The following is a 26911-nucleotide window of genomic DNA, read 5'->3' as shown; positions in this document are numbered from 1 at the left end:
AGACAGCAACACACGCCGCATGAACTATTCGGGACTTCTCGGAGATGCAGCAAAGGCGCTGGTGATGAGCGCGCCCGAAGGGATTCGAACCCCTAACCTTCTGATCCGTAGTCAGATGCTCTATCCGTTGAGCTACGGGCGCTTGTGTTCAGTTGTCGTTCGTACATCTGTCAAACCAACTCAGCGGAGGCGAGAGGATTTGAACCTCCGGTCCCCTTTGAGGGGGACAACTCATTAGCAGTGAGCCCCATTCGGCCGCTCTGGCACGCCTCCATTGGACTTTCTGAGGGTACCCGACCCCTTCCCGGTCTCCCGGACCGCCGGAGGGATAGCGTACACAGCCCCGACATATGCTGTCGAAGTGACCGCCCGCCTGCGCCCCGAGCTGGTCGGGCTTCCCGTCTACGTGCCCGGCAAGAGCGCGCCGGGTTCAATCAAACTGGCCAGCAACGAGACTGTGTTCGGCCCGCTGCCCAGCGTCCGCGCGGCCATCGAGCGGGGCACCGACCACGTCAACCGCTACCCCGACAACGCCTGCGTGCAACTCAAGGCCGCCCTGGCCGGACACCTCGGCCAAGGCTTCGGCCCCGAGCACGTCGCGGTGGGCTGCGGATCGGTCAGCCTGTGCCAGCAGCTCGTCCAGATCACCTCAGCGGCCGGCGACGAGGTCGTGATGGGCTGGCACAGCTTCGAGCTGTACCCGCCGATGGTCCAGATATCCGGCGCGATCCCCGTCAAGGTCCCGCTGACAGACCACACCTACGACCTCGACGCGATGTTCGCCGCGATCACCGAGCGGACCCGGCTGATCTTCATCGCCAACCCCAACAACCCGACGTCCACGGTCGTCGACCCCGACGCGCTGAGCCGCTTCGTCGAGGCCGTCCCGCCGCAGATCGTCGTCGCCATCGACGAGGCCTACGTCGAGTACATCCGCGACGGCATGGCGCCCGACTCGTTGCGGCTGGCCCGCAGCCGCGGCAACATCGTTGTGCTGCGGACCTTTTCGAAGGCCTACGGGCTGGCGGGGCTGCGCATCGGCTACGCGGTCGGTCACCCGGACCTGATCACGGCGCTGGACCAGGTCTACGTGCCGTTCTCGGTGGCCAGCATCTCGCAGGCCGCCGCCATCGCATCCCTGGAAGCCGCCGACGAGCTGATGGCCCGCACCGACGCCCTGGTGGCCGAACGGTCCCGGGTCGCGGCCGACCTGCGCGACGCCGGCTACGACATGCCGCCGACCCAGGCCAACTTCGTGTGGCTGCCGCTGGGAACCCGGACCGCGGACTTTGTGCGGCGCGCCGCCGAGGCACTGCTGATTGTCCGCCCGTTCGCGCCCGAGGGCGTCCGGGTCACCATCGGTGCGCCCGACGAGAACGACGCGCTGCTGCGGTTCGCCCGCGACTGGATCGCCCACCAAACCGTGAGGAGTGCTCAATGAACCTGGCCCGCAAGCAGTTCACCGAGCTCAAGGAACGCGTTGGTGAGATTCCGCACGCCGAGCTCGACGCCTTCTGGGCGACGCTGCAGCCGGCGACCATCGAGGGCATGCTGGGCGAGTGGAAGGGCGGCGAGTTCGCCACCGGGCACAAGATGAACGGCCAGCTCGAGAAGGCCGGCTGGTTCGGCAAGAACTTCAAGTCGGTGGCCGACGTGCAGCCGCTGGTCTGCGTGGACGCCGACGGCAACAAGTTCTCCAACGTCGCCATGGGCAAGGGCGAGGCCAGCCTCTGGCTGGAGAGCTTCCGCGGCGAGGTCACCGCCACGATGGTCTACGACGGCCAGCCCGTGCACGACCACTTCAAGAAGATCGACGACGACGCCGTGATGGGGATCATGAACGGCAAGGGCGTGCTCGACAACGGCCGGTACTACTACTTCTACCTGGAACGGGTGTAGCGGCGCGCTCAGCGCGCCGGGTTGCGGCCCGTGAACGCGACGAGCTGCTCGAGCGCGCCGGCGTCGCCCGACACGTCGACCGGGGCGTCGAAGCCGGCCGGGCCGCGCATCTCGGGACGGATGAGTTTGCGCGCCAGCCCCAGCACGTATTCGGCCAACGACTCCGGTGCGTCCACCTCGCGGCCCACGGCACTGGCGTAATCCCAGGCGTGGACCAGGAACTCGACCGACAACAGACCGCACGCGGCCTTGGCGGTCAGCTCGCCGTCACCGAACGGCACCGTGCCGTCCAGCCCGCGGCGATGCCAGGCGTCCAGGACGGGGCGCGCCGCGGTGATGATCTGCCGTTCCGCGGAGTCGCTCTCGTCGCGCTGCGGAAGCTCCGCGCCCACCATGCCCCCGACGGCCGCGATCGAGCCCAACAGGTGGCCGGTCAACTGCGTCACGTCGAACTCCCGGCACGGGGTCTGCCTGGACATCTCGTCGGCGGCGATGGTGTGCAGCACCTGCTGCAGCACCCCGAGCGTGTCCTCGGCGCTGTGCAGCTCGTCGGTGGGCGGCGAATCAGGTCCGGGTCGCAGATCACGAGGCATGTTTGCCACGCTACGGTCTCGCTATGGGCGAAACATACGAATCGGTCACCGTCGACACGAAAGACCACGTCGCGCAGGTGACGCTGATCGGACCGGGCAAGGGCAACGCGATGGGGCCCGCGTTCTGGTCGGAGATGCCCGACGTGTTCGCGGCGCTCGACGCCGACCCGGACGTGCGGGCCATCGTCATCACGGGGTCCGGCAGGAACTTCAGCTACGGCCTGGACGTGCCCGCGATGGGGGGTTCGTTCACCCCGCTGCTGGGCGGCGACGCGCTGGCCGGTCCACGCGCCCGCTTCCACGCCGAGGTCAAGCGGATGCAGGGCGCGATCACCGCCGTGGCGGACTGCCGAACCCCCACCATCGCCTCGGTGCACGGCTGGTGCATCGGCGGCGGGGTGGACCTGATCTCAGCGGTGGACTTCCGCTACGCCAGCGCCGACGCCAAGTTCTCGGTGCGCGAGGTCAAACTCGCAATCGTCGCCGACGTGGGCAGCCTGGCGCGGCTGCCGATGATCCTGGGCGACGGGCACCTGCGCGAGCTCGCGTTGACCGGCAAGGACATCGACGCGGCGCGCGCCGAGAAGATCGGCCTGGTCAACGCCGTGTTCGAGGACCCCGAGACGACGCTGGCCGCCGCCCACACCGCCGCAGCGGAGATCGCGGCCAACCCCCCGCTGACCGTGCACGGCATCAAGGACGTGCTCGACCAGCAGCGCGCCTCGGCCGTCGCGGAGAGTCTGCGTTACGTCGCCGCCTGGAACGCGGCCTTCCTGCCGTCCAAGGACCTGACCGAGGGCATCACGGCCACGTTCGAAAAGCGTCCGCCACGGTTCACGGGCGAGTGAGACACGTACCCTCGCTGACGTGACGACACCCGACGGCAGGATCCGCGTTCCATCCGACCTGGACTCGGTGACGGCGATCGCCGACGAGGACCACTGCGAAATCGACCCCGCGGCCGTCGAGCGGATCTGGCGGGCCGCCCGACACTGGTACCAGGCGGGCTTTCACCCCGCGATCCAGCTGTGCCTACGCCACCGCGGGCGGGTGGTGCTCAACCGCGCGATCGGACACGGCTGGGGCAACGCCCCGACCGACGCGCCCGACGCCGAGAAGGTCCGGGCGACGACGGACACCCCGTTCTGCGTGTACTCGGCGGCCAAGGGCGTCGCGGCGACCGTGATCCACATGCTCGTCGAGCGCGGGGTGTTCTCCCTCGACGACCGGGTCTGCGACTACATCCCCACCTTCACCAGTCACGGCAAGCACCGGATCACCATCCGCCACGTGCTGACCCACAGCGCCGGCCTGCCCTTCCCCACCGGCCCGAAGCCGGACGTCAGGCGCGCCGATGACCACGAATACGCGCAACAGAAGCTGAGTGAGCTGCGGCCGCTGTACCGGCCGGGGCTGGTGCACATCTACCACGCGCTGACATGGGGCCCGCTGGTCCGCGAGATCGTCTACGCGGCCACCGGCAAGGAGATTCGCGAGATCCTGGCCACCGAGATCCTCGACCCGCTGGGCTTTCGGTGGACCAATTTCGGTGTCGCGCAACAGGATCTGCCGCTGGTCGCGCCCAGCCACGCCACCGGGCGCCCGCTGCCGCCCGTGGTCGCCCAGATCTTCCGCAAGGCGATCGGCGGCACCGTGCACGAGATGATCCCGATCACCAACACCCCGCTGTTCCTCACCACGATCATCCCGTCGTCCAACACGGTATCGACCGCGCACGAGATGTCGCGGTTCGCCGAGATCTGGCGCCGGGGAGGCGAACTCGACGGCGTGCGGGTGGTCAGCCCGGAGACCATGTACAACGCCGTCACCGAATGCCGGCGCCTGCGACCGGATTTCGCGGTCGGATTGCAGCCCGCCCGCTGGGGCACGGGATACATCCTCGGCACGAACAGGTGGGGGCCCTTCGGACGCAACGCGCCGAACGCGTTCGGCAATCTGGGCCTGGTCAACATCGCGTTGTGGGCCGACCCGGCGCGCAGCCTGGCCGCCGGAGTGATCAGCAGCGGCAAGCCGGGGCGGGACCCGGAAGCCCGGCGGTACACCGCCCTGATGGACACGATCGCCGCCGAAATACCCACCGGTTGACAATGCCTTTCGGTGGGAACACTGCGGCAATGGCTACATACCGAGTGCTCAATCCGAAGGGTGACGTCGTCGCGACCGAGGACATCGAAAGCGCCGACAAGGCGCACGCCTGGTTCGTCGACAACAAGGTCGAGGGCAACGAACTGGGCTGGCGCATCGAAGTCGAGCACGACGGCGAATGGCACTTCTTCGACGACAGCGAAGGGGACCGGAGCTACTAGGAACCCCGACCGGGGTTTGTGCCCGCCCCCGCGGGGCAACCCGAAAAGTCATGGACTCTCAACGCTTCCGCAAACTGATGGATGCGCCGGCACCGTTCGCGTCGGTGTACTTCGACGATTCGCGCGACACCCACGACGCCGAGGCGCAGCTCGACCTCAGGTGGCGGGCGGCCAAAGAGGACCTCGAGAAGCAGGGCGCCGGGCCCGACGTCGTCAGCCAGATCCACGACGCGGTGATGAACCTGCGGCCGCCGATCGGCCGCAGCGGGCGCGCGGTGGTGGCCAGCGCCGACAAAGTGATGATCAACGAGCATTTGGCCCGGCCCGTCGCGGCCGCGGTGGTCCGTGTCTCCCCACTGCCCTATCTGGTGCCGATCCTCGAACTGAGCTACGACCACCCGGATTACGTGCTGGTGATCGTGGATCACAGCGGCGCCGACATCACCACCCAGGTCGGCGGCACGCTGCGCGCGGAAACCGTCGACGGCGAAGGTCACCCGGTGCACAAGGCCGCCGGTGCCGAGAACGCGGGCTACGGTGACCCTCAGCTGCGCACCGAGGAAGCCGGCCGCAAGAACATGCGCGCCGTCGCCGACCGCGTGGCCGAACTCGTCGACGACAAGTCCATCGAGGTGGTCTTCGTGGTCGGTGAGGTGCGGTCGCGCTCTGACCTCCTGGCGTCGCTACCCGAACGGCTGCGGGAACTCGCCGTGCCGCTCGAGGTCGGCGCGCGGCACAGTGGTCACGACTTCGGCGAGGTCGAGGAGGCCATCGAGGCCGAGTTCGTCAAGCGCCAGCTGCGCACCATCGACGATGCGGCGCAGCGATTCACCGCGGAGATCGGCCGGCAGTCCGGGCTGGCCGCCGAGGGTCTCGACGCCGTCTGCTCGGCGCTGCGCCAGGGCGCGGTGGACACGCTGATCATCGGCGACATCGGTGATGCGACCGTGGTCGCCGACGCCAGGCTCACGACCGTCGCCCCCAACGAGAACGTGCTGTCCGAGCAGGGCGCCGCTCCCGACAAGACGTTGCGGGCCGACGAGGCGCTGCCCATGTTCGCGATCTCCGTGGGGGCCTCGCTGGTGCGCACCGACGAGCGGATCGCCCCGGCCGACGGCGTCGCAGCGGTGCTGCGCTACGCGCCCGCGCTGCACTAGCCCTGCGGCCGAACCGGCGGTGGCGGAGGGATTTGAACCCCCGGACGGTGTTAGCCGTCTCTCGCTTTCAAGGCGAGTGCATTAGGCCGCTCTGCCACGCCACCGCTGCTAAGGGTAACGGGGCCCTAGTAGCGTGGCCGACATGCGCGCCATCGTCGCCGAATCCTCCGACCGGTTGTTGTGGCAGGAGGTGCCCGACGTCTCCGCCGGGCCCGGAGAGGTCCTGGTCAAGGTCGCCGCGGCCGGCGTGAACCGCGCCGACGTGCTGCAGGCCGCCGGTAAGTACCCGCCGCCGCCGGGAGCCAGCGAGATCATCGGCATGGAGGTGTCCGGGACGGTCGCCGAGCGCGGCGCCGGTGTGACCGAATGGACCGTGGGACAACAAGTTTGCGCATTGCTGGCGGGTGGAGGGTACGCCGAGTACGTCGCGGTTCCCGCCGGGCAGGTGCTGCCGGTCCCGCAGGGCGTCGATGTGATCGACGCTGCGGGGCTGCCGGAGGTGGCGTGCACGGTGTGGTCGAACCTGGTGCTCACCGCGCACCTGGGCAAGGGCCAGCTGCTGTTGATGCACGGCGGCGCGAGCGGCATCGGGACCCACGCGATCCAGATCGCGCGGGCGCTGGGCGCGAAGGTGGCCGTCACCGCCGGATCGGCCGACAAGCTCGAGTTCTGTCGCGAACTGGGCGCCGAGATCCTGATCAACTACCGCGACGAGGATTTCGTGGCACGGCTGCAGGAATGCGGCGGCGCCGATGTGATCTTCGACATCATCGGCGCCGCCTACCTGGACCGCAACATCGACGCCCTGGCCGCCGACGGGCAGTTGGTCATCATCGGCATGCAGGGCGGCGTGACGGGCGAACTCAACATCGGCAAGCTGCTCGTCAAGCGGGCGCGCGTCATCGGCACCACGCTGCGGGGCCGGCCGACGAGCGGCCCCAACAGCAAGACCGAGATCGTGCAGGCGGTGACGGCGTCGGTGTGGCCGATGATCGCCGACGGCAAGGTCCGCCCGATCATCGGCGCCCGCATGCCCATCGAGCGGGCGGGCGACGCGCATCGGGAGCTGGTGTCGGGCAACGTGACCGGAAAGATCGTGCTGACGCTGCCGGGCTAGCCGCCCCTGGGCGCGTCAGCCCAACGACGCAAGCGCGCGCACCAACTGGTCGACCTCGGCCGTCGTCGAGTAGTGCGCCAGCCCGACGGTGACGGCGCCGCCGATGTCGTTGACACCCAACACATCGAGCGCTCGCGAACTCGCGTTGCAGACGGCCAGGATCCCGTTGTCGGCCAGGCGCTGCACCACCCGCTCGGCGGGCACGTCGTGCAGGGCGAAGCTGACCACCGGGATCCGCACCTCCGGACGCCCGATCACCATCACCAACGGCAGCGAGCGCAGCGACACCATCAGGTAGTCGTAGATCCGGTTCAGGTACGCGGCGGAGGACTGCATCGACAGCGACAACCGTTCGCGCCGGGTGCCGCGAGCCGACTCGTCGAGGGCGGCCAGGTATTCGATGCTCGCCACCACCCCGGCCAGCAGGCCGTACTGGTGGGTGCCGAGCTCCAGGCGCGCCGGGCCGACGGCGTTGGGGTCGGTCGCGATCGAGCTGAACGAGTTGAGCAGCACCGGATCGCGGAACACGACCGCTCCGATCGGCGGCCCGCCCCACGCCGACGCGTTCACGGCAACCACGTCGGCGTCCGTCTCCTTGACGTCGAGCAGGCGATAGGGCGCGGCGGCGGAGTGGTCGACGACCACCAGCCCTCCGACGTCGTGCACCAGCTTGGTCATCGCCCGCAGGTCGGTGACCGTGCCCAGCGTCCCCGACGCCGAGGCGACGGCGACCAGCCTGGTCGACTTCCCGATCAGGCTCTCCCACTGCCAGGTCGGCAGCTCGCCGGTCTCGATGTCGACCTCGGCCCACTTCACCTTGGCGCCGTAACGGTGCGCCGCGCGCAGCCACGGGGCGATGTTGGCCTCGTCGTCGAGGCGGGTGACGATCACCTCGTAGCCCAGGCCCGCGCGCGACGACGACGCCTCGGCCAGCGCCGAGAGCAGAATCGCGCGGTCGGCACCCAGCACCACGCCCGCGGGGTCGACGTTGAACAGGTCGGCCACCGCTGCCCGCGCCGCCTCCAGGATGGCCGCGCTGCGCTGCGCCGACGGGTGCGCGCCTGCGGTGGTGGGGCTGGACCTGCGGAATGCCGTCGACACGGTGGTCGCCACGGAATCGGGAATCAGCATCCCGGCGGGCGCGTCGAAATGAACCCACCCGTCACCGAGCGACGGATGGAGTCCGCGCACCCGGGCGACGTCGTAAGCCATGCCAGCCAACCTACTGCTTCCGCATTTTGGGCGAAATTGTGACGCTAGCGGGTGCCGTGGTCGGTCACAGCCGATCCTGCGCGGTCGGTGGCCTCCCGAGCCAGAGCACCCGGCCAGCCATACTAGTCGAGTGGGTTTGTGGCTCGGAACGCTGATCGCACTGTTCCTGCTGATCGCGCCGGGTGTGATCGTCGCGCGCATCGGGCAGTTGACCTGGCCCGTCGCCATCGCGGTCGGCGCGCCGCTGACCTACGGTGTTGTCGCACTGGCGATCATCCCGTTGGGCGCGCTGGCAATCCCCTGGAACGGTTGGACCGCGCTGGCGGCGCTGGCCGTGGTGTGCCTCGCCGTGACGGGGCTGCAGCTGCTGCTCGCTCGCTACCGCGACCGCGACGCGGAAGCTCTGGGCGTCAGTCGATGGCCGGCGCTGACCGTGGCCGGGGGGGTGCTGCTCGGCTCGTTTCTGGTGATGTGGGCGGCCTATCGCGGCCTGGTGCACTGGCAGTCGATCCCGAGCACCTGGGACGCGGTGTGGCACGCCAACGAGGTGCGCTTCATCCTCGACACCGGCCAGGCGTCGTCGACCCACATGGGCGAGCTGCGCAACGTCGAAACCCACCGGACGCTGTACTACCCGTCGGTGTTCCACGCCCTGACCGCCGTGTACTGCCAGCTCACCGGCGCAGCGCCGACCACCGGCTACACCCTGAACTCGGTGGCGGCGGCCGTCTGGCTCTACCCGTCGAGCGCGGCGATGCTGACCTGGCGGCTCATGCGCCCTTTCTGGGGAGAATGGCGCACCGCCGGCGCGGCGGCCACCACGGCCGCACTGTCGACGTCGTTCACCGCGGTGCCCTACGTCGAGTTCGGCGTCGCGGCGATGCCCAATCTGGCGGCCTACGGGGCGGCGGTGCCGACCTTCGTCCTGATCACCTCCACGTTGCGGCATCGCGACCGCATCCCGCTGGCCGTGCTGGCGTTCGTCGGTGTCACGTCGGTCCACCTGACCGGCGGGTTCATCGTGCTCCTATTCCTCGTGGCGTGGTGGCTCCTGGACGCCCTGCGGCATCCGGTGCGGGGCCGCCTCGCCGACGCGCTGACCCTGGCCGACGTGGCGCTGATCACCGGGGCAATCCTGTTGCCGCAGTTCATCAGTGTCCAGCAGCAGGAAGACATCATCGCCGGGCACTCCTTCCTGACGCACCTCAGCAAGAAGCACGGCGTGTTCGACGTCGTCTTCCAGCACTCGCGCCACCTCAACGACTTCCCGGTCCAGTACGGCCTGATCGCGCTGACGGCCGCCGGCGGGCTCATCTTCGCGATCAAGAAGATCTGGTGGCCGCTGGCGCTCTGGCTGCTGCTGGTCGTGGTCGACGTCGACGCGGGCAACCCGCTGGGCGGACCCGTCGGAGCGATCGCGGGAGCGTTCGGTGAGTTCTTCTACAAAGACCCGCGCCGCATCTCGGCCGCGATCACCTTGCTGTTGACGCCGATGGCGGGCGTCGCATTGTTCGCGATCGTCGTCGCCGCGATGGCCGCCGCCCGGCGCTTCACCGACCGGCACCGGCCCCTGCCGGAACGCATCTGGGTACCCGCCACGGCGGTCGTGCTGATCGCGGTGACGGTGCTCACCGGACGGCACTACTTCTACCGGCACCTGGTCCTCTTCGGCGACAAGTACGACTCGGTGATGATCGACCAGCGAGACCTGATGGCCATGGCCTACCTGGCGAATCAGCCGGGGGCGCGGGACACCGTCATCGGCGATTCCAACGTCGACGGCACAGCGTGGATGTACGCGGTCGCCGACCTGCATCCCCTGTGGACCCACTACGACTTCCCGCAACAGATGGGCCCGGGCTACTACCGCTACATTTTCTGGGCGGGCGCCAACAAGGGTGATTCCGATCCGCGTGTGGTCGAAGCGATTAAGGCGCTCAACATTCGGTACATTCTCACGAGCGTGCCCAACGTCCGGGGGTTCGCCACACCCGAGGGACTAAGGTCGTTGGACAAGTCGACGTCGTGGGCGCTGATCTACGACAACGGTGAGGCCCGCATCTACGAGTGGCGCGGAAGCGGCGCCCCAGCACACTCTTAGCTCCGCCGAAGGACGGTGATGAATTGACTATTCGCAGCGACGGTCCCGACGACGATGGCGTCGAGATCATCGGCGGTGTCGACCCGCGGATCATGGCGGTGAACGAGGACGACTCCGACGAGCGGTCCCTGACCGACCTGGTCGAGCAGCCCGCCAAGGTGATGCGCATCGGGACCATGATCAAGCAACTGCTCGAAGAGGTGCGCGCCGCACCGCTCGACGAGGCGAGCCGCAACCGCCTGCGCGAGATCCACGCCACCAGCATCCGCGAACTCGAGGAGGGCCTCGCCCCGGAACTGCGCGAGGAGCTCGACCGCCTCACCCTGCCGTTCAACGAGGACGCCACGCCGTCGGACGCCGAGCTGCGCATCGCGCAGGCCCAGCTGGTCGGCTGGTTGGAAGGGCTGTTCCACGGCATCCAGACGGCGCTGTTCGCGCAGCAGATGGCCGCCCGCGCCCAGCTGGAGCAGATGCGCCAGGGCGCACTGCCGCCGGGGATGGGCAAGCCGTCGGCACACGGTCACGGCCAGTACCTGTAAGCGGGCACCGGTGTCGCCAGCAGGACCTCATATCGAGACGCACCAGGCGTGGGTCGAGTTTCCGATCTTCGACGCCAAGTCGCGCTCGCTGAAGAAGGCGGTCCTGGGCAAGGCGGGCGGGACGATAGGCCGCAACAACTCCAACGTCGTCGTCGTCGAGGCGCTGCGCGACATCACCATGTCGCTGGAGCTGGGCGACCGGGTGGGACTCGTCGGCCACAACGGGGCCGGGAAATCGACTCTGCTGCGCCTGCTTTCGGGCATCTACGAACCCACCCGGGGCTGGGCCAAGGTCACCGGCCGGGTGGCCCCGGTCTTCGACCTGGGCATCGGCATGGACCCCGAGATCTCCGGCTACGAGAACATCATCATCCGCGGGCTGTTCCTCGGGCAGACGCGCAAGCAGATGCTGGCCAAGGTCGACGAGATCGCCGAGTTCACCGAGCTCGGCGACTACCTGTCCATGCCGCTGCGCACCTACTCGACCGGCATGCGGGTGCGGCTGGCGATGGGCGTGGTCACCAGCATCGACCCCGAGATCCTGCTGCTCGACGAGGGCATCGGGGCGGTGGACGCCGACTTCCTGAAGAAGGCCCAGTCGCGGCTGCAGAGCCTGGTCGAGCGGTCCGGGATTCTGGTGTTCGCCAGCCACTCCAACGAATTCCTCGCCCGGCTGTGCAAGACCGCGATGTGGATCGACCACGGCGTCATCCGCCTCTCCGGCGGCATCGAGGACGTGGTGCGGGCCTACGAAGGCGAGGACGCGGCGCGGCACGTCCGCGAGGTGCTGGCCGAAACCGCCTCCGCACAAAGAACATCCGGGAATGGCTGAGTCCGTCATCGCCGTCGTCGTCACCCACCGGCGCCCCGACGACCTGGCCAAGTCACTCGACGTCGTGAGCACGCAGTCCAGGTTGCCCGACCATCTGATCGTCGTCGACAACGACGGCGCCGGCGGCGGCCGCGTCCGCGATCTGGTTGCCGGACAGCCGCTTGCGACCACCTACCTGGGCTCGCACCGAAACCTCGGTGGCGCGGGCGGTTTCGCCCTGGGCATGTTGCACGCGCTGGCCCTGGGAGCCGATTGGGTGTGGCTGGCCGACGACGACGGGCGCCCGCAGGACGCGAATGTGCTGGCGACGCTGCTGGCCTGCGCCGGCAAGTACGGGCTGGCCGAGGTGTCGCCGATGGTATGCGACGTCGACGATCCGCAACGGCTGGCGTTCCCGCTGCGCCGCGGGCTGGTATGGCGCAGGCGCACAAGCGAATTGCGCACCGAGCCGGGCCAGGACCTGCTGCCCGGGATCGCGTCGCTGTTCAACGGCGCCCTGTTCCGCGCGTCCACCCTCGAGGCGATCGGCGTGCCCGACCTGCGACTGTTCATCCGCGGCGACGAGGTGGAGATGCACCGCCGGCTGGTGCGGTCCGGCCTGCCGTTCGGCACCTGCCTGGACGCCGTGTATCTGCATCCCTGCGGGTCCGACGAGTTCCGGCCGATCCTGGGCGGCCGGATGCACACCCAGTACCCCGACAATCCGGTCAAACGGTTCTACACCTACCGCAACCGCGGCTACCTGATGGCGCAACCGGGGATGCGCAAGCTGCTGTTCCAGGAGTGGGTCCGGTTCGGCTGGTTCTTCCTCGTCACCCGGCGCGACCCCGCGGGCCTGGCCCAGTGGATCCGCTTGCGCCGCATGGGACGTCGTGAGCGTTTCGGCAAGCCGGGAGGTTCTTCGTGACTTTCGTCGACGCGGCGGCACAGTCGCGCACGTTCACCCGCGCCCGCGGCGACCTGGTCGCCGGCTTCCGCCGCCACGAGCTGTGGCTGCACCTGGGGTGGCAGGACATCAAGCAGCGCTACCGCCGCTCGGTGCTGGGGCCCTTCTGGATCACCATCGCGACGGGAACCACGGCCGTCGCGATGGGCGGCCTGTACTCCAAGCTGTTCCATCTCGAGCTGGCGGTGCACCTGCCCTACGTCACGCTCGGGCTGATCATCTGGAACCTGATCAACGCCTCCATCCTCGAGGGTGCCGACGTGTTCGTGGCCAACGAGGGGCTGATCAAGCAGCTGCCGACGCCGTTGAGCGTGCACGTCTACCGGTTGGTCTGGCGGCAGATGATCCTGTTCGCGCACAACATCGCCATCTACGTGGTGGTGGCGATCATCTACCCCAAGCCTTGGTCATGGGCCGACCTGTCGGTTCTGCCGGCGCTGGCCCTGATCGTGCTCAACTGCATATGGGTGTCACTGTGTTTCGGCATCCTGGCGACGCGTTACCGCGACATCGGGCCGCTGCTGTTCTCGATCGTGCAGCTGCTGTTCTTCATGACGCCGATCATCTGGAACGACGACACGCTGCGCCAGCAGGGCGCCGGGCGCTGGGCGAGCATCGTGGAACTCAACCCGCTGCTGCACTATCTCGACATCGTGCGGGCCCCGCTGCTGGGCGCCCATCAGGAGTTGCGGCACTGGGCGGTGGTGGTGACCCTGACCGTCGTGGGCTGGCTGCTGGCGGCCTTCGCGATGCGCCAATTCCGCGCCCGGGTGCCCTACTGGGTTTAGCATGCGCCGCCGCGCAAGGCTTCTCGCCGAGCGGCACGGGCGGTAGCGTCATCGACGGGGACGATGACGGGAGGCAACAGTGAAGCACGGCATCGTCGCGGGATCGGCCGCCCTGCTGATGGCCGCGGGGCTGATCGCCGCGGCGCCGCCGGCCCGCGCCGGCTGCCAGTACGGGGGACCGGTGATCAGCAAGTGCGACGGCCCCGTCCAGCCCGACGGCACCTGGCAGCGGTGCGTGGCGGTGCCCCGCCTGATTCCCAGCGGCGCCAGTTCCTTCCTGGTGCCCGACGGGCACTGCGAGTCGGTGGGCCCGGGCCAGCAGCCCTCGGATTTCAACTTCGCCAACCCGCCGACGCACATCGACGGCTGACTTGTCGGACACCCATGGCATGGTCGAACTTATGTTCGATCGTGAACGGGTGGTCGCGGAGTTCGACGAGTTGTTCGAGCGTCGGTATCCGTCGAAGACGGCGGAGTCGGTGGGGCTCGTCGAGCGGGTGGTGGTGTTTGCGCGGATCGAGAACCGGGCGGCCGCGGCGCAGCTGGTGGCGATCGGGGACTTGTTCGCCTACCGGTTGTCGCGCTGTTCGGAGACCGAGGACTGGGCGGTGGACACCGAGGAGGCGGTGGCTGCCGAGGTGGCCGCGGCGTTGCGGATCGGGCAGGGGCTGGCCGCGAGCCGGGTGCGTTATGCCCGCGCGATGCGGGAGCGCCTGCCCAAGGTCGGTGCGGTGTTCGCCGCCGGCGACATCGACTTTCGGGTGTTCGTGACTATCGTCTATCGCACCGATCTGATCGACGACCCCGACGTGCTCGCCGCGGTGGACGCGGAGTTGGCGGCCAAGGTGGGGCGCTGGCCGTCGATGGGCCGGGGCCGGCTGGCCGGGGCGGTGGACCGCATCGTGGCGCGCGCCGATCGTGATGCGGTGCGCCAGCGCCGCCAGCAGCAGGAGGGTCGCGAGGTGGTGATCGACGACCGCGTCGGTGGGCTGTCAGAGATCCAGGGCAGCCTGCTGACCCCGCACGCCCACGCGCTGGATCGACGGTTGAGCGCGCTGGCGGCCACGGTGTGCGCCCAGGATCCGCGCACGCACGCCCAGCGGCGCGCCGACGCACTCGGCGCGCTGGCCGGCGGGGCCGACCGGCTCGGCTGCGGGTGCGGGCGCTCCGACTGCGCCGCCACCGCCGGGCGCGGAGCCGCCCCGGTGGTCATCCACGTGATCGCCGAAGAGGCCGCCATCGACGGGCGCGCGGCCACGCCCGGCTCGCTGGTGGCCGGCGACGGGCTCATCGGCCCCGAACTGCTCGCCGAGCTGGCCGCCTCGGCCACCCTGCTGCCCCTGGTCCATCCCGCCGACGCCGCGCCCGAGCCGGGCTACGTGCCCTCCAAGGCGTTGGCCGATTTCGTGCGCTGCCGCGACCTGACCTGCCGCTGGCCCGGCTGCGACCAGCCCGCCTATCGCTGCGACCTCGACCACACCATCCCCTACACCCAGGGCGGACGCACCCATGCCTCCAACCTCAAGTGTTATTGCCGCACACACCATTTGGTCAAAACCTTCTGGGGCTGGCAAGAAAAGCAACTCCCGGACGCGACGCTGATCCTGACCTCCCCCACCGGGCACACCTATGTCACCACCCCGGGCAGCGCCGTGCTGTTCCCCCACCTGTGTGCCCCCACCGGCGCCCTGGCCACACCGCCGGCCGGCCCGCCCCCCGGGCCCTGCGCCGAACGTACCGCCATGATGCCCCGACGCACCCGCAGCCGAGACCAAGACCGCGCCCATCGCATCGCCACCGAACGCCAGCACAACCGCCAAAAGCGCTGCGCCGCAAGCCAACTCGCTGGCCCGCCCCCGCCCGACGACCACCCGCCGCCGTTCTAGCGCTCGCGATCGCTACTTCCAGGCGAACACCGGCTGCTCGAGCTCGTCGACCGGGTCGTCGCGGCCCTCCAGGCACAACCACCGCAGCTGCAGCAACACGGCACCGGTGGGCGCGTGAATCAGATCGTTTCCCAACGGAATCTGCACCACGGGCCGCGGGCTCTCCGGAATGGCGATGAAACGCGGGGAATCCGCGCGCTGCAACTGGTGCAGCCCCACCCGGTAGACGGCCACCACCTCGTCGGGCTCGGGCCGGGGATCGAGTCGTCCGGCGCCCCACAGCACCACCGGCGTGATCACGTAGCCCGACCGGGTCGGATAGTCGTCGAGAAGTCCGAGAATGGCCGACCCGGGCAGCTCGATGCCGACCTCCTCGTTGAGCTCTCGCAGCGCGGCGTCCTGCGGGCTTTCGCCCGGGTCCAGGCGACCGCCCGGCAGGGCCCACTGGGCGGCGTGCGAGGTGAGGCGAGAAGCCCTGCGGCACAACAGGAAAGCGGCGCCGCCGGACACGTCGACCATGCGACCGTCCAGGCCGGCTTCTGGCATCGGGCGTCCGCCGATCCAGTCGTTCACCGGCGCGGGGTCCACCCTGTCCTCCCCGACCTCGGAGTCGACCAGCACGACCGCGACGGCCGCGTGCCGCTTGGTCGGGTCGGTGACCACGCGGCGGTCGTGGGCCGCCAGGTGCGCGCCGATCCGCTCCCGCAGGGCCTCGTCGTAGGCGATCGTCACCGCTCGACCATAGGCGCCGCCCCGGCGCCGGGCGGGCACGGCTCACCACCCCGGCACGCGTAACCGTGGCGACCGGCCCGTCCAGGTGTCACACTGGTACGCCATTGATCGTGGCGAACAGGGCGAAAGGTCGGGGGTCGTGAGCGACGAAGTCCCATCGGCGGCAGACGCGGCGCGGGAGAACCTAGCCGCGGAGCTGGAGCGGCTCAAGCAGCGGCGCGACCGGCTCGAGGCGGAAGTCAAGGACGACCGCGGCATGATCGGCGACCACGGCGACGCCGCCGAAGCCATCCAGCGCGCCGACGAACTGGTCGTGCTCGCCGATCGCATCAACGAGCTGGACCGGCGCCTGCGGGCGGGCCCGTCGTACTCCGACGACTCCGAGGCGCTGCCCGGCGGCACCGAGGTGACCGTCCGGTTCCCCGACGGCGAAGTCGTCACCATGCAGGTCATCTCGATCGTCGAGGAGACCCCCGTCGGCCGCGAGACGGAGACCCTGACCGCGCGCAGCCCGTTGGCCCAGGCCCTCGCCGGGCATCAGCCGGGCGACACCGTCACCTATTCGACCCCGCACGGCGAGAACCAGGTCGAGCTGATCGCGGTCAAGCCGCCCACGTAGACGGCGCCTCGCGGGACGGCGGCACCGTTAAACTCCCCTCAAATGGTTGCCCCGTTGCCCGAACCAGCGCCGCTGCTTCCCCAACTGAGCCTCGCCCAGCAGGTATCGCGCTTCGTCGTCACCGGTGCCTTCGCCGCGATCGTCGACTTCAGCGTCTATCTCACGCTGTGGAAGGCGGTGGGCCTGCAGGTCGACCTGTCCAAGCTGATCAGCGTCATCGTCGGCACCATCACCGCCTACCTGATCAACCGGCGCTGGACGTTCCAGGCGTCGCCCAGCACCGCCCGGTTCGCAGGGGTGATGGTGCTCTACGCGCTCACCTTCGCCGTGCAGGTCGGACTGAACCACCTGTGCCTGGCGCTTCTGCACTATCAGAAGTGGGCGATCCCCGTCGCATTCATCATCGCGCAGGGGACGGCGACGGTGATCAACTTCGTCGTGCAGCGAGCCGTGATCTTCCGCATCCGCTGAGCCGGCACCCGCAGGCGGTACCCTCTTTGACGATGTCGAGCACCGACCTTCCGACCAGCAGCACCCGGCTCACGGGCTTCGGCCGCACCGCGCCGTCGGTGGCCCAGGTGCTCTCCACCCGCGATCCGGAGCTGATCGCCAAGGCGGTGGCCCGGGTGGCCGCCGACCGAACGAGCGGCGGCCGGGGCGTCATCGCCCGCGGCCTGGGGCGCTCCTACGGCGACAACGCGCAAAACGGCGGCGGCCTGGTGATCGACATGACGGCCCTCAACCGCATCCACTCGATCGACGCCGACACCCGCCTGGTCGACGTCGACGCCGGCGTCAGCCTGGACCAGTTGATGAGGGCCGCCCTCCCGTTCGGGCTGTGGGTTCCGGTGCTGCCCGGCACGCGCCAGGTCACCGTCGGCGGCGCGATCGCGTGCGACATCCACGGCAAGAACCACCACAGCGCCGGCAGCTTCGGCAACCACGTCCGCTCGATGGACCTGCTCACGGCCGACGGCACCGTCCGCACGATCACCCCCGAGGGCCCGGACGCCGAGCTGTTCTGGGCCACCGTCGGGGGCAACGGCCTGACCGGGATCGTGTTGCGCGCCAGCGTCGCCATGACGCCGACGGAGACGGCGTACTTCATCGCCGACGGCGTGGCCACCAGGGACCTCGACGAGACCGTCGCCGTGCACCTCGACGGCAGCGAGGACAACTACACGTACTCCAGCGCCTGGTTCGACCTGATCAGCCCGCCGCCGAAGCTCGGCCGGGCCGCTGTCAGCCGCGGCAGCCTGGCGAAGCTCGACCAGTTGCCGAAGAAGCTCGCCAAGAACCCGCTGAAATTCGATGCGCCGCAACTGTTGACGGTGCCCAACGTCTTTCCCGTCAGCGCGATGAACAAGCTGTCGTTCATGGCGATCGGCGAGGTGTACTACCGGCTGGGCGGAACCTACAGCGGCAAGATCATGAACCTGTCGCAGTTCTACCACATGCTCGACCTGGTCCGCGGCTGGAATTATGCTTACGGGCCAGCGGGTTTCGCGCAGCATCAATTCCTGGTCCCGCCCGACGCGATGGACGAGTTCAAGGCCATCATTCGCTGGATCCAGACCCGCGGCCACTATTCGGCGCTGAACGTGTTCAAGCTCTTCGGCCCCGGCAACCGCGCACCGCTGAGCTTCCCCATGGCCGGCTGGAACGTCGCTATGGACTTCCCCAACAAGAACGGCGTCAACGAGTTCCTCAACGAGCTCGACCGCCGGGTGCTGGAATTCGGCGGGCGGGTCTACACCGCCAAGGACTCGCGCGTGAGCGCCGAAACCTTCCACGCCATGTATCCGCGCATCGACGAATGGATTGCGGTGCGCCGCAAGGTCGACCCGCTGCAAGTTTTCGCCTCGGACATGGCCCGACGCCTGGAGTTGCTGTAAATGGTGCTTGACGCCGTGGGAAACCCGCAGACCATCCTGCTACTCGGCGGGACCTCGGAGATCGGCCTGGCCATCTGCGAGCGCTACCTGCGAAACGCGCACGCCCGGATCATCCTGGCGGCCATGCCGAATGACCCGGGCCGCGACGCCGCGGTGGCCCAGATGCGCGCGGCCGGCGCGCGGTCGGTGGAGCTGGTCGATTTCGAGGCCACCGACACCGAGAGCCACCCGAAGATGATGGACCAGGCGTTCGCCGGCGGAGACGTCGACGTGGCCATCGTCGCGTTCGGCATCCTCGGGGACGCCGAGGAGCTGTGGCAGAACCAGCGCAAGGCCGTGATGGCGGCCGAAATCAATTACACCGCAGCCGTTTCGGTAGGCGTTCTGCTGGCCGAGAGAATGCGCGCGCAAGGCTTCGGCCAGATCATCGCGATGAGCACGGTGGCCGGCGAGCGGGTGCGGCGGTCGAACTTCGTCTACGGTTCCACCAAGGCGGGCCTGGACGGCTTCTACCTCGGCCTGGCGGAGGCCCTGCGGGAGTTCGGTGTTCGCGTGCTGGTGATCCGGCCCGGTCAGGTGCGCACCCGGATGAGCGCGCACGTCAAAGAGGCCCCGTTGACCGTCGACAAGGAGTACGTTGCCGACCTCGCGGTGACCTCCGCCGCAAAAGGTAAGGAATTGGTTTGGGCGCCAGCAGCATTCCGTTACGTGATGATGGTGTTGCGACACATCCCGCGAGCCCTCTTCCGCAGGCTGCCGATCTGAGCACGCGCAACGCGCTGGCCACCCTGGGCCAGATGGCCGCGGCGGTCGCCGTGGCCGCCGCGGTCGCCGTGGTCTCCCTGATCGCCATCTCGCGGGTGCAGTGGCCCGCCTTCCCGTCGTCGAACCAGTTGCACGCGCTGACCACCGTCGGGCAGGTCGGCTGCCTGGGCGGACTGGCCGCCGTCGGCTGGGCCGGGCGCCGCGAGCGCTACCGGCCGCTGGCCCGGCTGGGCGGGCTGGTGTTCGTCTCCGCCTTCACGGTCGTCACGCTGGGCATGCCGCTGGGGGCCACCCGGCTGTACCTGTTCGGCATCTCGGTCGACCAGCAGTTCCGCACCGAGTACCTGACCCGGCTCGCCGACAGCCCCGCCCTGCACGACATGACCTACCTCGGGCTGCCGCCGTTCTACCCGCCGGGCTGGTTCTGGATCGGCGGGCGCGCGGCGGCGCTGACCGGCGCGCCGGCCTGGGAGATCTGCAAGCCGTGGGCGATCACCTCGATCACCATCGCCGTCGCGGTCGCGCTGGTGCTGTGGTGGCGGATGATCCGTTTCGAATATGCGCTGATCGTCACCACCGCCACCGCCGCGGCCACGCTGGCCTACAGCTCACCCGAGCCCTACGCCGCGATGATCACGGTGCTGCTGCCGCCGGTGCTGGTGCTCGCCTGGTCGGGCCTGCGGGCCGGCGAGTGTGAAGCTGGCCGCACACTCGGGCGCGAGTGTGAAGCTGGCCGCACACTCGGGCGGTCAGGGCTCGCGCGGCCCGGGCGCGGGTGGGCGGCCGTCGTGGGCACCGGGCTGTTCCTGGGCTTCGCGGCCACCTGGTACACGCTGCTGGTGGCGTTCAGCGCGTTCACCGTCGTGCTGATGGCGCTGGTCCAGGCCGCTGCGCACTGGCGGCAGGACGGCTTCAGGGCCGCGTTCGACCCGCTGCGAAGGCTGGCGGTGATCGCCGTCATCGCGGCGGCGATCGCCAGCACCACGTGGTTGCCCTTCCTGCTGCGCGCCGCGCACAGCCCCGTCAGCGACGCCGGCAGCGCCCAGCACTACCTGCCCGCCGACGGCGCCGAGCTGACCTTCCCGATGCTGCAGTTCTCCCTGCTGGGCGCCGTCTGCCTGCTCGGCACGCTCTGGCTGCTGGTACGGGCCCGCACCTCGGTGCGCGCGGGCGGCCTGGGGATCGGCGTGCTCGCCGTCTACCTGTGGTCGCTGCTGTCGATGCTGACCACGCTGGCGCGCACCACGCTGTTGTCGTTCCGGCTGCAGCCCACCCTGACCGTGCTGCTGGTCGCCGCCGGGGCGTTCGGCTTCATCGAGGGCACCCGGGTCCTGGCCCAACGGAGCCGGGCGGCGATGCCGGTGGCGGCCGCGGTCGGGCTGGCCGCCGCCATCGCGTTCAGCCAGGACATTCCCGACGTGCTGCGGCCGGACCTCACGATCGCCTACACCGACACCGACGGCTACGGCCAGCGCGGCGACCGGCGCCCGCCGAGCTCGGAGAAGTTCTACCGCGAGATCGACGCCGCGATCCTGCACGTCACGGGCCGGCCACGCGACCAGACGGTGGTGATGACGGCCGACTACAGCTTCCTGTCCTACTACCCCTACTGGGGATTCCAGGGGCTGACCTCGCACTATGCCAACCCGCTGGCCCAGTTCGACCTGCGGGCCGCCCAGATCAACAAATGGTCCACGCTCAAGACCGCCGACGAGTTGATCCGCGCGCTGGACGCCTGCCCCTGGCCGCCGCCGACGGTGTTCCTCATGCGCCGGGGCGCGAACGACACCTACACGCTGCGGCTGGCCGAGGACGTCTACCCCAACCAGCCCAACGTCCGTCGCTACACCGTCGACCTGAGGTCGTCGCTGTTCGACGACCCGCGTTTTGCCGTCTCGACGGTCGGGCCGTTCGTGCTGGCCATCCGCAAGCCGGGGGCGTGAACGCCCGATGGCCACCGAAACCGCGCCCCAGCGGGCCGAAGAACTACCATCAACCCCCGTGAACGACACGGGAGCCGACCACCGGATCGCCCGGCTGGTGGCCACCGTCGCCGGTCTGCTGGGGGCGCTGCTGGCGATCGCCACGCCGTTGCTGCCGGTCAAACAGACCACCGCTGAGCTGAACTGGCCGCAGAACGGCGCCTACGGCAGCGTCGAGGCGCCGCTGATCGGTTACGTCGCCACCGAGCTCAACATCACGATCCCGTGCCAGGCCGCCGCCGGACTGGCCGGCCCACAGAACGCGTCCAAGACAGTGCTGCTGTCGACCGTGCCCAAGCAGGCGCCCAAGGCCGTCGACCGCGGGCTGCTCGTCTCGCGCGCCAACGACGAGCTGGTGCTCGTGGTGCGCAACGTCCCGGTGGTCACCGCCCCGCTGAGCCAGGTGCTCAGCCCGGCCTGCCAGCGGCTGACCTTCACCGCGCACGCCGACAAGGTCGCCGCCGAGTTCGTCGGCCTCACGCAGGGACCTAACGCCGAGCATCCGGGCGCACCGCTGCGCGGCGAGCGCAGCGGCTATGACTTCCGGCCGCAGATCGTCGGCGTCTTCACCGACCTGTCCGGCCCGGCGCCCCCGGGCCTGAGCTTCTCGGCGACCGTCGACACCCGCTACAGCAGCAGCCCCACCCCGCTGAAACTCGCGGCGATGATCCTCGGGGTGGCGCTGACCGCCGTCGCGCTGATCGCCCTGCACGTGCTCGACCGCGCCGACGGCCTGCGGCACCGGCGCTTCCTGCCGTCGCGCTGGTGGTCGATCGGCGGCCTCGACGCGCTGGTGATCGCGGTGCTGGTGTGGTGGCAGTTCGTCGGCGCCAACACCTCCGACGACGGCTACATCCTGACCATGGCCCGGGTGTCCGAGCACGCCGGCTACATGGCCAACTACTACCGCTGGTTCGGCACCCCCGAGGCGCCGTTCGGCTGGTACTACGACCTGCTGGCGTTGTGGGCCCACGTCAGCACCGCCAGCATCTGGATGCGGCTGCCCACCCTGGTGATGGCCCTGACCTGCTGGTGGGTGATCAGCCGCGAGGTCATCCCCCGGCTCGGTCACGCCGTCAAGACCAACCGGGCGGCCGCCTGGACGGCGGCGGGCATGTTCCTTGCCGTCTGGCTGCCGCTGAACAACGGGCTGCGGCCCGAGCCGATCATCGCGCTGGGCATCCTGCTGACCTGGTGCTCGGTCGAGCGAGCGGTGGCCACCAGCAGGCTGCTTCCCGTGGCGATGGCCTGCATCATCGGCGCGCTGACCCTGTTCTCCGGCCCGACGGGCATCGCGTCGATCGGCGCGCTGCTGGTCGCGATCGGGCCGCTGCGGACCATCATGCACCGCAGGTCCAAGCAGTTCGGCGCGCTGCCGCTGCTGGCCCCGATCCTCGCTGCCGCCACCGTGACCGTGATCTTGATCTTCCGCGACCAGACCCTGGCGGGCGAGCTCCAGGCCACCGCCCTCAAGCGCTCGGTGGGGCCCAGCCTGAGCTGGTTCGACGAGCACATCCGCTACGAGCGGCTGTTCATGGCCAGCCCGGACGGCTCGGTCGCCCGGCGGTTCGCCGTGCTCGCGCTGCTGCTGGCGCTCGGGATATCGGTGGCCATGTCGCTGCGCAAGGGGCGCATACCCGGAACGGCCGCCGGGCCGAGCCTGCGGATCATCGGCATCACGATCATCTCGTTTCTGGCCATGATGTTCACCCCGACGAAGTGGACGCACCACTTCGGGGTGTTCGCCGGACTGGCCGGCTCGCTGGGCGCGCTGGCCGCCGTGGCGGTGGCGGCCCGGGCGATGCGCTCACGCCGCAACCGCACGGTGTTCGCCGCCGTGGTGCTGTTTTTGATGGCACTGTCTTTCGCCAGCGTCAACGGCTGGTGGTATGTCTCCAATTTCGGTGTGCCATGGTCCAATTCGTTTCCCAAGTGGCACTACGCGTTCGCCACCATGCTGCTCGGCCTGACGGTGCTGGTGCTGGTGCTGGCGGCCTGGTTCCACTTCGTCGCGACCGACTCCTCCCCGACCCGGGGGCGGCCCGGGTTCGACGGGATCGTCGCGGCGCCGCTGGCGATCGCGGCGTGGCTGCTGGTGACCTTCGAGGTGGCCTCGCTGACGCTCGCGATGACCTACCAGTACCCGGCGTGGTCGGTGGGCCGGTCGAACCTGCAGGCCCTGATGGGCAAGTCGTGCGGGCTGGCCGAGGACGTGCTGGTCGAACAGGACCCGAACGCCGGCATGCTGGCCCCGGTGACCGGGTCCGTCGGTGACGCCCTGGGCGCGGGGCTGGCAGAAGGCTGGACCCCCAACGGCATTCCCGCCGACGTCCGCGCCGACCCGGTGATGGAACGCCCGGGCGACCAGAGTTTCGTCAACGACAACGACAAGACCACCACCAACCAGGCCGGGACCGAGGGCGGCACGGTCGCCGCACCGGGCATCAACGGTTCGCGAGCGCAGTTGCCCTACAACCTGGACCCGGCCAGAACGCCGGTGCTGGGCAGTTGGCGGGCCGGCGTCCAGGTGCCCGCCCGGCTGCGGTCGGGCTGGTATCGGCTGCCGCCGCGCAGTCAGGCCGGGCCCCTGCTGGTGGTCAGCGCCGCCGGCCGCTTCGACCCACGCGAGGTGCAGGTGCAGTGGGCCACCGACGACCAGGCCGCCGTCGGGCACCCCGGTGGGTCGTTCGAGTTCGCCGACGTCGGGGCGTCACCGGCGTGGCGCAACCTGCGGCTGGCCATGTCGGCGATCCCCGCCGCGGCCACCCAGGTCCGCCTCGTCGCCGACGACGAGGACCTGGCGCCGCAGCACTGGATCGCGCTCACCCCGCCGCGCATCCCGCACCTGCGCACGCTGCAGGACGTGGTGGGCTCCAAGGACCCGGTTTTCCTGGACTGGCTCGTCGGGCTCGCGTTCCCCTGCCAGCGCCCGTTCGGCCACCAGAACGGCGTCGACGAAACCCCGAAGTGGCGAATCCTGCCGGATCGCTTTGGCGCCGAGGCCAACTCACCGGTGATGGACAACAACGGCGGCGGCCCGCTGGGCGTCACCGAACTGCTGCTGAAGGCGACGACGGTGGCGACCTACCTCAAGGACGACTGGTCGCAGGACTGGGGCTCGCTGCAGCGGCTGACCCCCTACTACCCCGACGCCCGGCCCGCCCTTCTGCAGCTGGGAACGGTGACGCGCAGCGGGCTGTGGAACCCCGCGCCGCTACGGCACTGAGTATCGCCGCGTCGGCACCGAGTACCGCCGCGTCACGGAGGCCCCCCGCGTCACGGGATGATGGAGCGGATGGGGTGCGTGATGGTGTAGATCGGGTGCAGGGCGTCGGCGGCGTAGTGGCGGATCGGGTGCAGCGGCCCGCTGAACGGGACGTACGGGTCGGCGGAGGCGACCGCCGGCACCAGCGCCCCGGCGAGCGAGAGGCCGACGGTTCCCACGACCACCCCGGCGGCGATGCGCAGCTTGGAGACCTTGGCGGGCTTTGCGTTGTTGGCGCTCATGGCTATTCCTATCTGAGAGTATCTTTCCAGGAGTCGGGCCCGGTGCCCGACGAACCCAGGTTGCGACACCCGGCTTGTCAGATGGTGGAGAAATTCTTGCGAATTTCTTGCGGTGCACCGAAGGCGGTTGCGATGGACATGATGACCATGGCCCGTGCCGAGCGGGCAGACCTCGCGGAGTTCCTCGCGGACCTGTCGCCGCAGGACTGGGCGGCGCCCACGCTGTGCACCAGGTGGACCGTCAAAGACGTTGTCGCACATGTGATCAGCTACGAAGAGCTCGGCGCGGCCGGGCTGGTCACGCGGTTCGCGAAGGGCTGGGTGGTGCGGGCCAACGAGGTGGGCGTCGCCGAATTCGCCGCGCGCAGCCCACAACAGCTCCTGGCCTTCCTCAACGACCACCTCACGCCGAAGGGGTTGACCGCGGGCTTCGGCGGGATGATCGCGTTGGTCGACGGCACGATCCACCACCAGGACATCCGCCGCTCGCTGGACCGCCCCCGCACCGTGCCCGCCGACCGGCTCACCCGGGTGCTCGCCCTGGTGCCCGGAAACCCCCGGCTCGGCGCCGGACGCCGGATCCGGGGCTTGCGGCTGAACGCCACCGACGTCGACTGGCAGCACGGGCGGGGCGCGGAGGTCAGTGGGCCGGGCGAGGCGCTGCTGATGGCGATGTCGGGCCGCCCCGCGGCGCTCGCGGACCTCACGGGACCGGGTCTGCCCACGCTGGCCGCTCGGCTGGTCCGGTAACGCTCAGCCGGGGCGGACCTCTTCGAAGATGAAGTGGGAGCTGCCGATCCGGATGCGGTCCCCGTGGGTCAGCGTCGCGCTCGGGCGGATGCGGCGGCCCCCGACCTCGACCCCGTTGGTCGAACGCAGATCGGTGATCAAAAACCCCGAGCCGGTGTCGACGACCATCGCGTGATGGCGACTGACGTCGTCGTCGTCGAGGACGATGTCGTTGTCGTCCAGCCGGCCGATCCGGGTGGTGACCCCGTTGAGCCGGTACTGGCGGCCCGCCCTGTCGCGCAGGCGGGCGACCACGGGCTCGATGGCCGGCAGCGGTTCGGACCGGACGACGCTCTGCTTGTGGGTGGTCACCACGGTGCGCCCGGGGCGCCGGGCGCCCAGCGGTTCCTGGCGCAGGATCCGCTGGTGCAGCGCGTTGACCGTCGGGCCGGGGTCGATGCCCAGTCCCTCTGCCAGCGCGGTCTTCAACCGCCGGTAGGCGCCCAGCGCGTCGGACTGGCGCTCGGTGACGTAGTAGGCGGTGATCAGCTGCGCCCACAGCGGCTCGCGGTACGGGTGCTGCGCGGTGAGCGCTTCGAGCTCACCGATCACCGAATCCGCTCGCCCGCAAGCGATTTCGGCCTCGGCGCGAGCGGTATGCGCTGCCACCCGCTCCTCGAGCAGGGTGGTGGCGAAGGCGCCGGCGAAGGGAAAGTCCCGCAGGTCGTCGAGCGCAGGCCCGCGCCATTCGCCGAGCGCGGCCGACAGCCGGCGGCCGGCCTCCGCGAACCGCCCCGCGGCGGCGGCCCGGACACCCGCGTCCCTCTCGAGCCGAAACCGCCCCAGGTCGCAGTCGGCGTCGGCCACGTTGAGCTGATAACCCGGGGGCGCGCTCGCCAGCACCGCGTACGGGTTGGCCACCGCGTCGCGGAGCAGCCGGCGCAGCGTCGACACGTAGGACTGGATGCTGGTCCGCGCGGCGGGCACCGGATCGTCGTCCCACACCGCGTGGATGAGCGAGTCGACGGACACCGGCCGATTGCGGTTGATCAGGAGCATCGCGAGCACGGCCCGCTGCTTGGGGGCACCCAACGGGATCGGGACGCCGTTGGAGCTCAGCAGCAACGGTCCCAGTACGCCGAACCCGAGGCCTACGTTGTGCACAGACCCTATTTTGACCGCACGGAAGCGCACGGGCCCGCCTTGAGGGCGCGTCGGCTGCGACAGGGCGCCCCCGGAGACGCCGGGCCCCGGAGCGGCCCCGCGTCCTCGGCCGGCACAGCGG

26 protein-coding genes and 3 tRNA genes are annotated in these 26911 nt (G+C 69.7%); 21 read left to right on the top strand and 8 right to left on the bottom strand.

What is annotated here, in order from left to right; genetic code table 11:
• Positions 1–69 precede the first annotated feature (69 nt).
• Together G6N48_RS20540 and G6N48_RS20535 are read right to left on the bottom strand one after the other, a co-directional pair.
• Positions 70–142: transfer RNA gene (locus G6N48_RS20540), tRNA-Arg, on the bottom strand.
• A 42-nt stretch (positions 143–184) separates the two neighbouring features.
• Positions 185–273: transfer RNA gene (locus G6N48_RS20535), tRNA-Ser, on the bottom strand.
• Positions 274–361: 88 nt separating this feature from the next.
• On the opposite strand from G6N48_RS20535, the gene G6N48_RS20530 reads away from it, so the two are divergent.
• Both G6N48_RS20530 and G6N48_RS20525 read left to right on the top strand, forming a co-directional pair.
• A complete protein-coding gene (locus G6N48_RS20530) occupies positions 362–1441 on the top strand; it encodes a pyridoxal phosphate-dependent aminotransferase (RefSeq protein ID WP_085270856.1) in 1080 nt (359 codons plus the stop codon).
• Entirely contained in the window at positions 1438–1899 is a 462-nt protein-coding gene (locus G6N48_RS20525; RefSeq protein WP_085270855.1) for a DUF4334 domain-containing protein, read from the top strand. Before G6N48_RS20530 ends, G6N48_RS20525 begins: the two co-directional genes overlap by 4 nt.
• Positions 1900–1907: 8 nt before the next feature.
• Here G6N48_RS20525 and G6N48_RS20520 read toward each other — a convergent pair whose 3' ends face one another.
• Complete coding sequence (locus G6N48_RS20520; RefSeq protein WP_179969893.1) at positions 1908–2492, bottom strand: TIGR03086 family metal-binding protein; 585 nt, start codon at positions 2490–2492, stop codon at positions 1908–1910.
• Between the two features lie 23 nt (positions 2493–2515).
• On the opposite strand from G6N48_RS20520, the gene G6N48_RS20515 reads away from it, so the two are divergent.
• The 4 genes from G6N48_RS20515 to G6N48_RS20500 are packed head-to-tail and all read left to right on the top strand — an operon-like array spanning position 2516 to position 5976.
• Positions 2516–3340, top strand: a complete 825-nt coding sequence (locus G6N48_RS20515; protein ID WP_085270853.1) for a crotonase/enoyl-CoA hydratase family protein — start codon at positions 2516–2518, stop codon at positions 3338–3340.
• A gap of 19 nt (positions 3341–3359) precedes the next feature.
• A complete protein-coding gene (gene lipE / locus G6N48_RS20510; RefSeq protein WP_085270852.1) occupies positions 3360–4598 on the top strand; it encodes a lipase LipE in 1239 nt (412 codons plus the stop codon).
• A 29-nt stretch (positions 4599–4627) separates the two neighbouring features.
• Positions 4628–4819, top strand: a complete 192-nt coding sequence (locus tag G6N48_RS20505; RefSeq protein WP_085270851.1) for a hypothetical protein — start codon at positions 4628–4630, stop codon at positions 4817–4819.
• 50 nt (positions 4820–4869) lie between these two features.
• Positions 4870–5976 carry an Rv2629 family ribosome hibernation factor gene (locus G6N48_RS20500; protein ID WP_085270850.1) on the top strand — a complete coding sequence of 369 codons (1107 nt, stop codon included), beginning with the start codon at positions 4870–4872 and terminating at the stop codon, positions 5974–5976.
• Between the two features lie 17 nt (positions 5977–5993).
• Here G6N48_RS20500 and G6N48_RS20495 read toward each other — a convergent pair.
• Positions 5994–6080: transfer RNA gene (locus G6N48_RS20495), tRNA-Ser, on the bottom strand.
• 38 nt (positions 6081–6118) lie between these two features.
• On the opposite strand from G6N48_RS20495, the gene G6N48_RS20490 reads away from it, so the two are divergent.
• Complete coding sequence (locus tag G6N48_RS20490; RefSeq protein ID WP_085270891.1) at positions 6119–7093, top strand: NAD(P)H-quinone oxidoreductase; 975 nt, start codon at positions 6119–6121, stop codon at positions 7091–7093.
• 15 nt (positions 7094–7108) lie between these two features.
• On the opposite strand, the gene G6N48_RS20485 is transcribed toward G6N48_RS20490, so the two are convergent.
• On the bottom strand, positions 7109–8305 hold the full coding sequence (locus tag G6N48_RS20485; protein WP_085270849.1) for a cysteine desulfurase-like protein: 1197 nt from the start codon (positions 8303–8305) through the stop codon (positions 7109–7111).
• Between the two features lie 130 nt (positions 8306–8435).
• Between G6N48_RS20485 and G6N48_RS20480 the strand changes: the two genes are divergently transcribed.
• The 7 genes from G6N48_RS20480 (at position 8436) to G6N48_RS20450 (ending at position 15397) form a co-directional block, all read left to right on the top strand.
• Positions 8436–10406, top strand: coding sequence for a DUF6541 family protein (locus tag G6N48_RS20480; protein WP_085270848.1), 1971 nt, complete (start codon positions 8436–8438; stop codon positions 10404–10406).
• A gap of 92 nt (positions 10407–10498) precedes the next feature.
• Entirely contained in the window at positions 10499–10945 is a 447-nt protein-coding gene (locus G6N48_RS20475; RefSeq protein ID WP_085270890.1) for a bacterial proteasome activator family protein, read from the top strand.
• 10 nt (positions 10946–10955) lie between these two features.
• Positions 10956–11777, top strand: coding sequence for a galactan export ABC transporter ATP-binding subunit Wzt/RfbE (gene wzt / locus G6N48_RS20470; protein WP_085270847.1), 822 nt, complete (start codon positions 10956–10958; stop codon positions 11775–11777).
• Entirely contained in the window at positions 11770–12684 is a 915-nt protein-coding gene (gene glfT1 / locus G6N48_RS20465) for a galactofuranosyltransferase GlfT1 (protein WP_085270846.1), read from the top strand. The genes wzt and glfT1 overlap by 8 nt, the downstream gene beginning before the upstream one ends.
• On the top strand, positions 12681–13511 hold the full coding sequence (gene wzm / locus G6N48_RS20460) for a galactan export ABC transporter permease subunit Wzm/RfbD (RefSeq protein ID WP_085270845.1): 831 nt from the start codon (positions 12681–12683) through the stop codon (positions 13509–13511). Before glfT1 ends, wzm begins: the two co-directional genes overlap by 4 nt.
• Positions 13512–13590: 79 nt before the next feature.
• Positions 13591–13881, top strand: a complete 291-nt coding sequence (locus G6N48_RS20455) for a CDGP domain-containing protein (protein WP_085270844.1) — start codon at positions 13591–13593, stop codon at positions 13879–13881.
• Between the two features lie 31 nt (positions 13882–13912).
• On the top strand, positions 13913–15397 hold the full coding sequence (locus tag G6N48_RS20450) for an HNH endonuclease signature motif containing protein (protein WP_085270889.1): 1485 nt from the start codon (positions 13913–13915) through the stop codon (positions 15395–15397).
• Positions 15398–15409: 12 nt separating this feature from the next.
• On the opposite strand, the gene G6N48_RS20445 is transcribed toward G6N48_RS20450, so the two are convergent.
• Positions 15410–16129, bottom strand: coding sequence for an NUDIX hydrolase (locus tag G6N48_RS20445; protein ID WP_085270843.1), 720 nt, complete (start codon positions 16127–16129; stop codon positions 15410–15412).
• Between the two features lie 139 nt (positions 16130–16268).
• Between G6N48_RS20445 and G6N48_RS20440 the strand changes: the two genes are divergently transcribed.
• From G6N48_RS20440 to G6N48_RS20415, 6 genes are read left to right on the top strand one after another with little or no spacing between them, the layout of a single operon-like run.
• Positions 16269–16748, top strand: a complete 480-nt coding sequence (locus tag G6N48_RS20440) for a GreA/GreB family elongation factor (protein WP_085270842.1) — start codon at positions 16269–16271, stop codon at positions 16746–16748.
• 42 nt (positions 16749–16790) lie between these two features.
• A complete protein-coding gene (locus G6N48_RS20435) occupies positions 16791–17219 on the top strand; it encodes a GtrA family protein (protein WP_085270841.1) in 429 nt (142 codons plus the stop codon).
• A 32-nt stretch (positions 17220–17251) separates the two neighbouring features.
• Positions 17252–18643 (top strand): FAD-binding oxidoreductase, encoded by a 1392-nt coding sequence (locus G6N48_RS20430; RefSeq protein ID WP_085270840.1) that lies wholly within the window; start codon positions 17252–17254, stop codon positions 18641–18643.
• Positions 18644–19408, top strand: coding sequence for a decaprenylphospho-beta-D-erythro-pentofuranosid-2-ulose 2-reductase (locus G6N48_RS20425; protein ID WP_085270839.1), 765 nt, complete (start codon positions 18644–18646; stop codon positions 19406–19408). It begins immediately after the preceding gene.
• A 32-nt stretch (positions 19409–19440) separates the two neighbouring features.
• Positions 19441–21351: a galactan 5-O-arabinofuranosyltransferase gene (locus tag G6N48_RS20420; RefSeq protein WP_085270838.1), complete on the top strand. Its 1911-nt coding sequence runs from the start codon at positions 19441–19443 to the stop codon at positions 21349–21351.
• A gap of 7 nt (positions 21352–21358) precedes the next feature.
• On the top strand, positions 21359–24616 hold the full coding sequence (locus G6N48_RS20415; protein WP_085270837.1) for an arabinosyltransferase domain-containing protein: 3258 nt from the start codon (positions 21359–21361) through the stop codon (positions 24614–24616).
• A gap of 50 nt (positions 24617–24666) precedes the next feature.
• Here G6N48_RS20415 and G6N48_RS20410 read toward each other — a convergent pair whose 3' ends face one another.
• On the bottom strand, positions 24667–24897 hold the full coding sequence (locus G6N48_RS20410; protein WP_085270836.1) for a hypothetical protein: 231 nt from the start codon (positions 24895–24897) through the stop codon (positions 24667–24669).
• 132 nt (positions 24898–25029) lie between these two features.
• Here G6N48_RS20410 and G6N48_RS20405 point away from each other — a divergent pair, with 132 nt between their 5' ends.
• On the top strand, positions 25030–25647 hold the full coding sequence (locus G6N48_RS20405; protein ID WP_085270835.1) for a maleylpyruvate isomerase family mycothiol-dependent enzyme: 618 nt from the start codon (positions 25030–25032) through the stop codon (positions 25645–25647).
• Positions 25648–25650: 3 nt separating this feature from the next.
• Here G6N48_RS20405 and G6N48_RS20400 read toward each other — a convergent pair whose 3' ends face one another.
• A complete protein-coding gene (locus G6N48_RS20400) occupies positions 25651–26790 on the bottom strand; it encodes a BTAD domain-containing putative transcriptional regulator (protein WP_085270834.1) in 1140 nt (379 codons plus the stop codon).
• Between the last annotated feature and the right edge of the window lie 121 nt (positions 26791–26911).

It is taken from the genome of Mycobacterium parmense (assembly GCF_010730575.1).
GTDB classification, from domain to species: Bacteria; Actinomycetota; Actinomycetes; order Mycobacteriales; family Mycobacteriaceae; genus Mycobacterium; species Mycobacterium parmense.
Note: the sequence above shows the minus strand (reverse complement) of the source record. Positions and strands in the feature narration are given on the sequence as shown.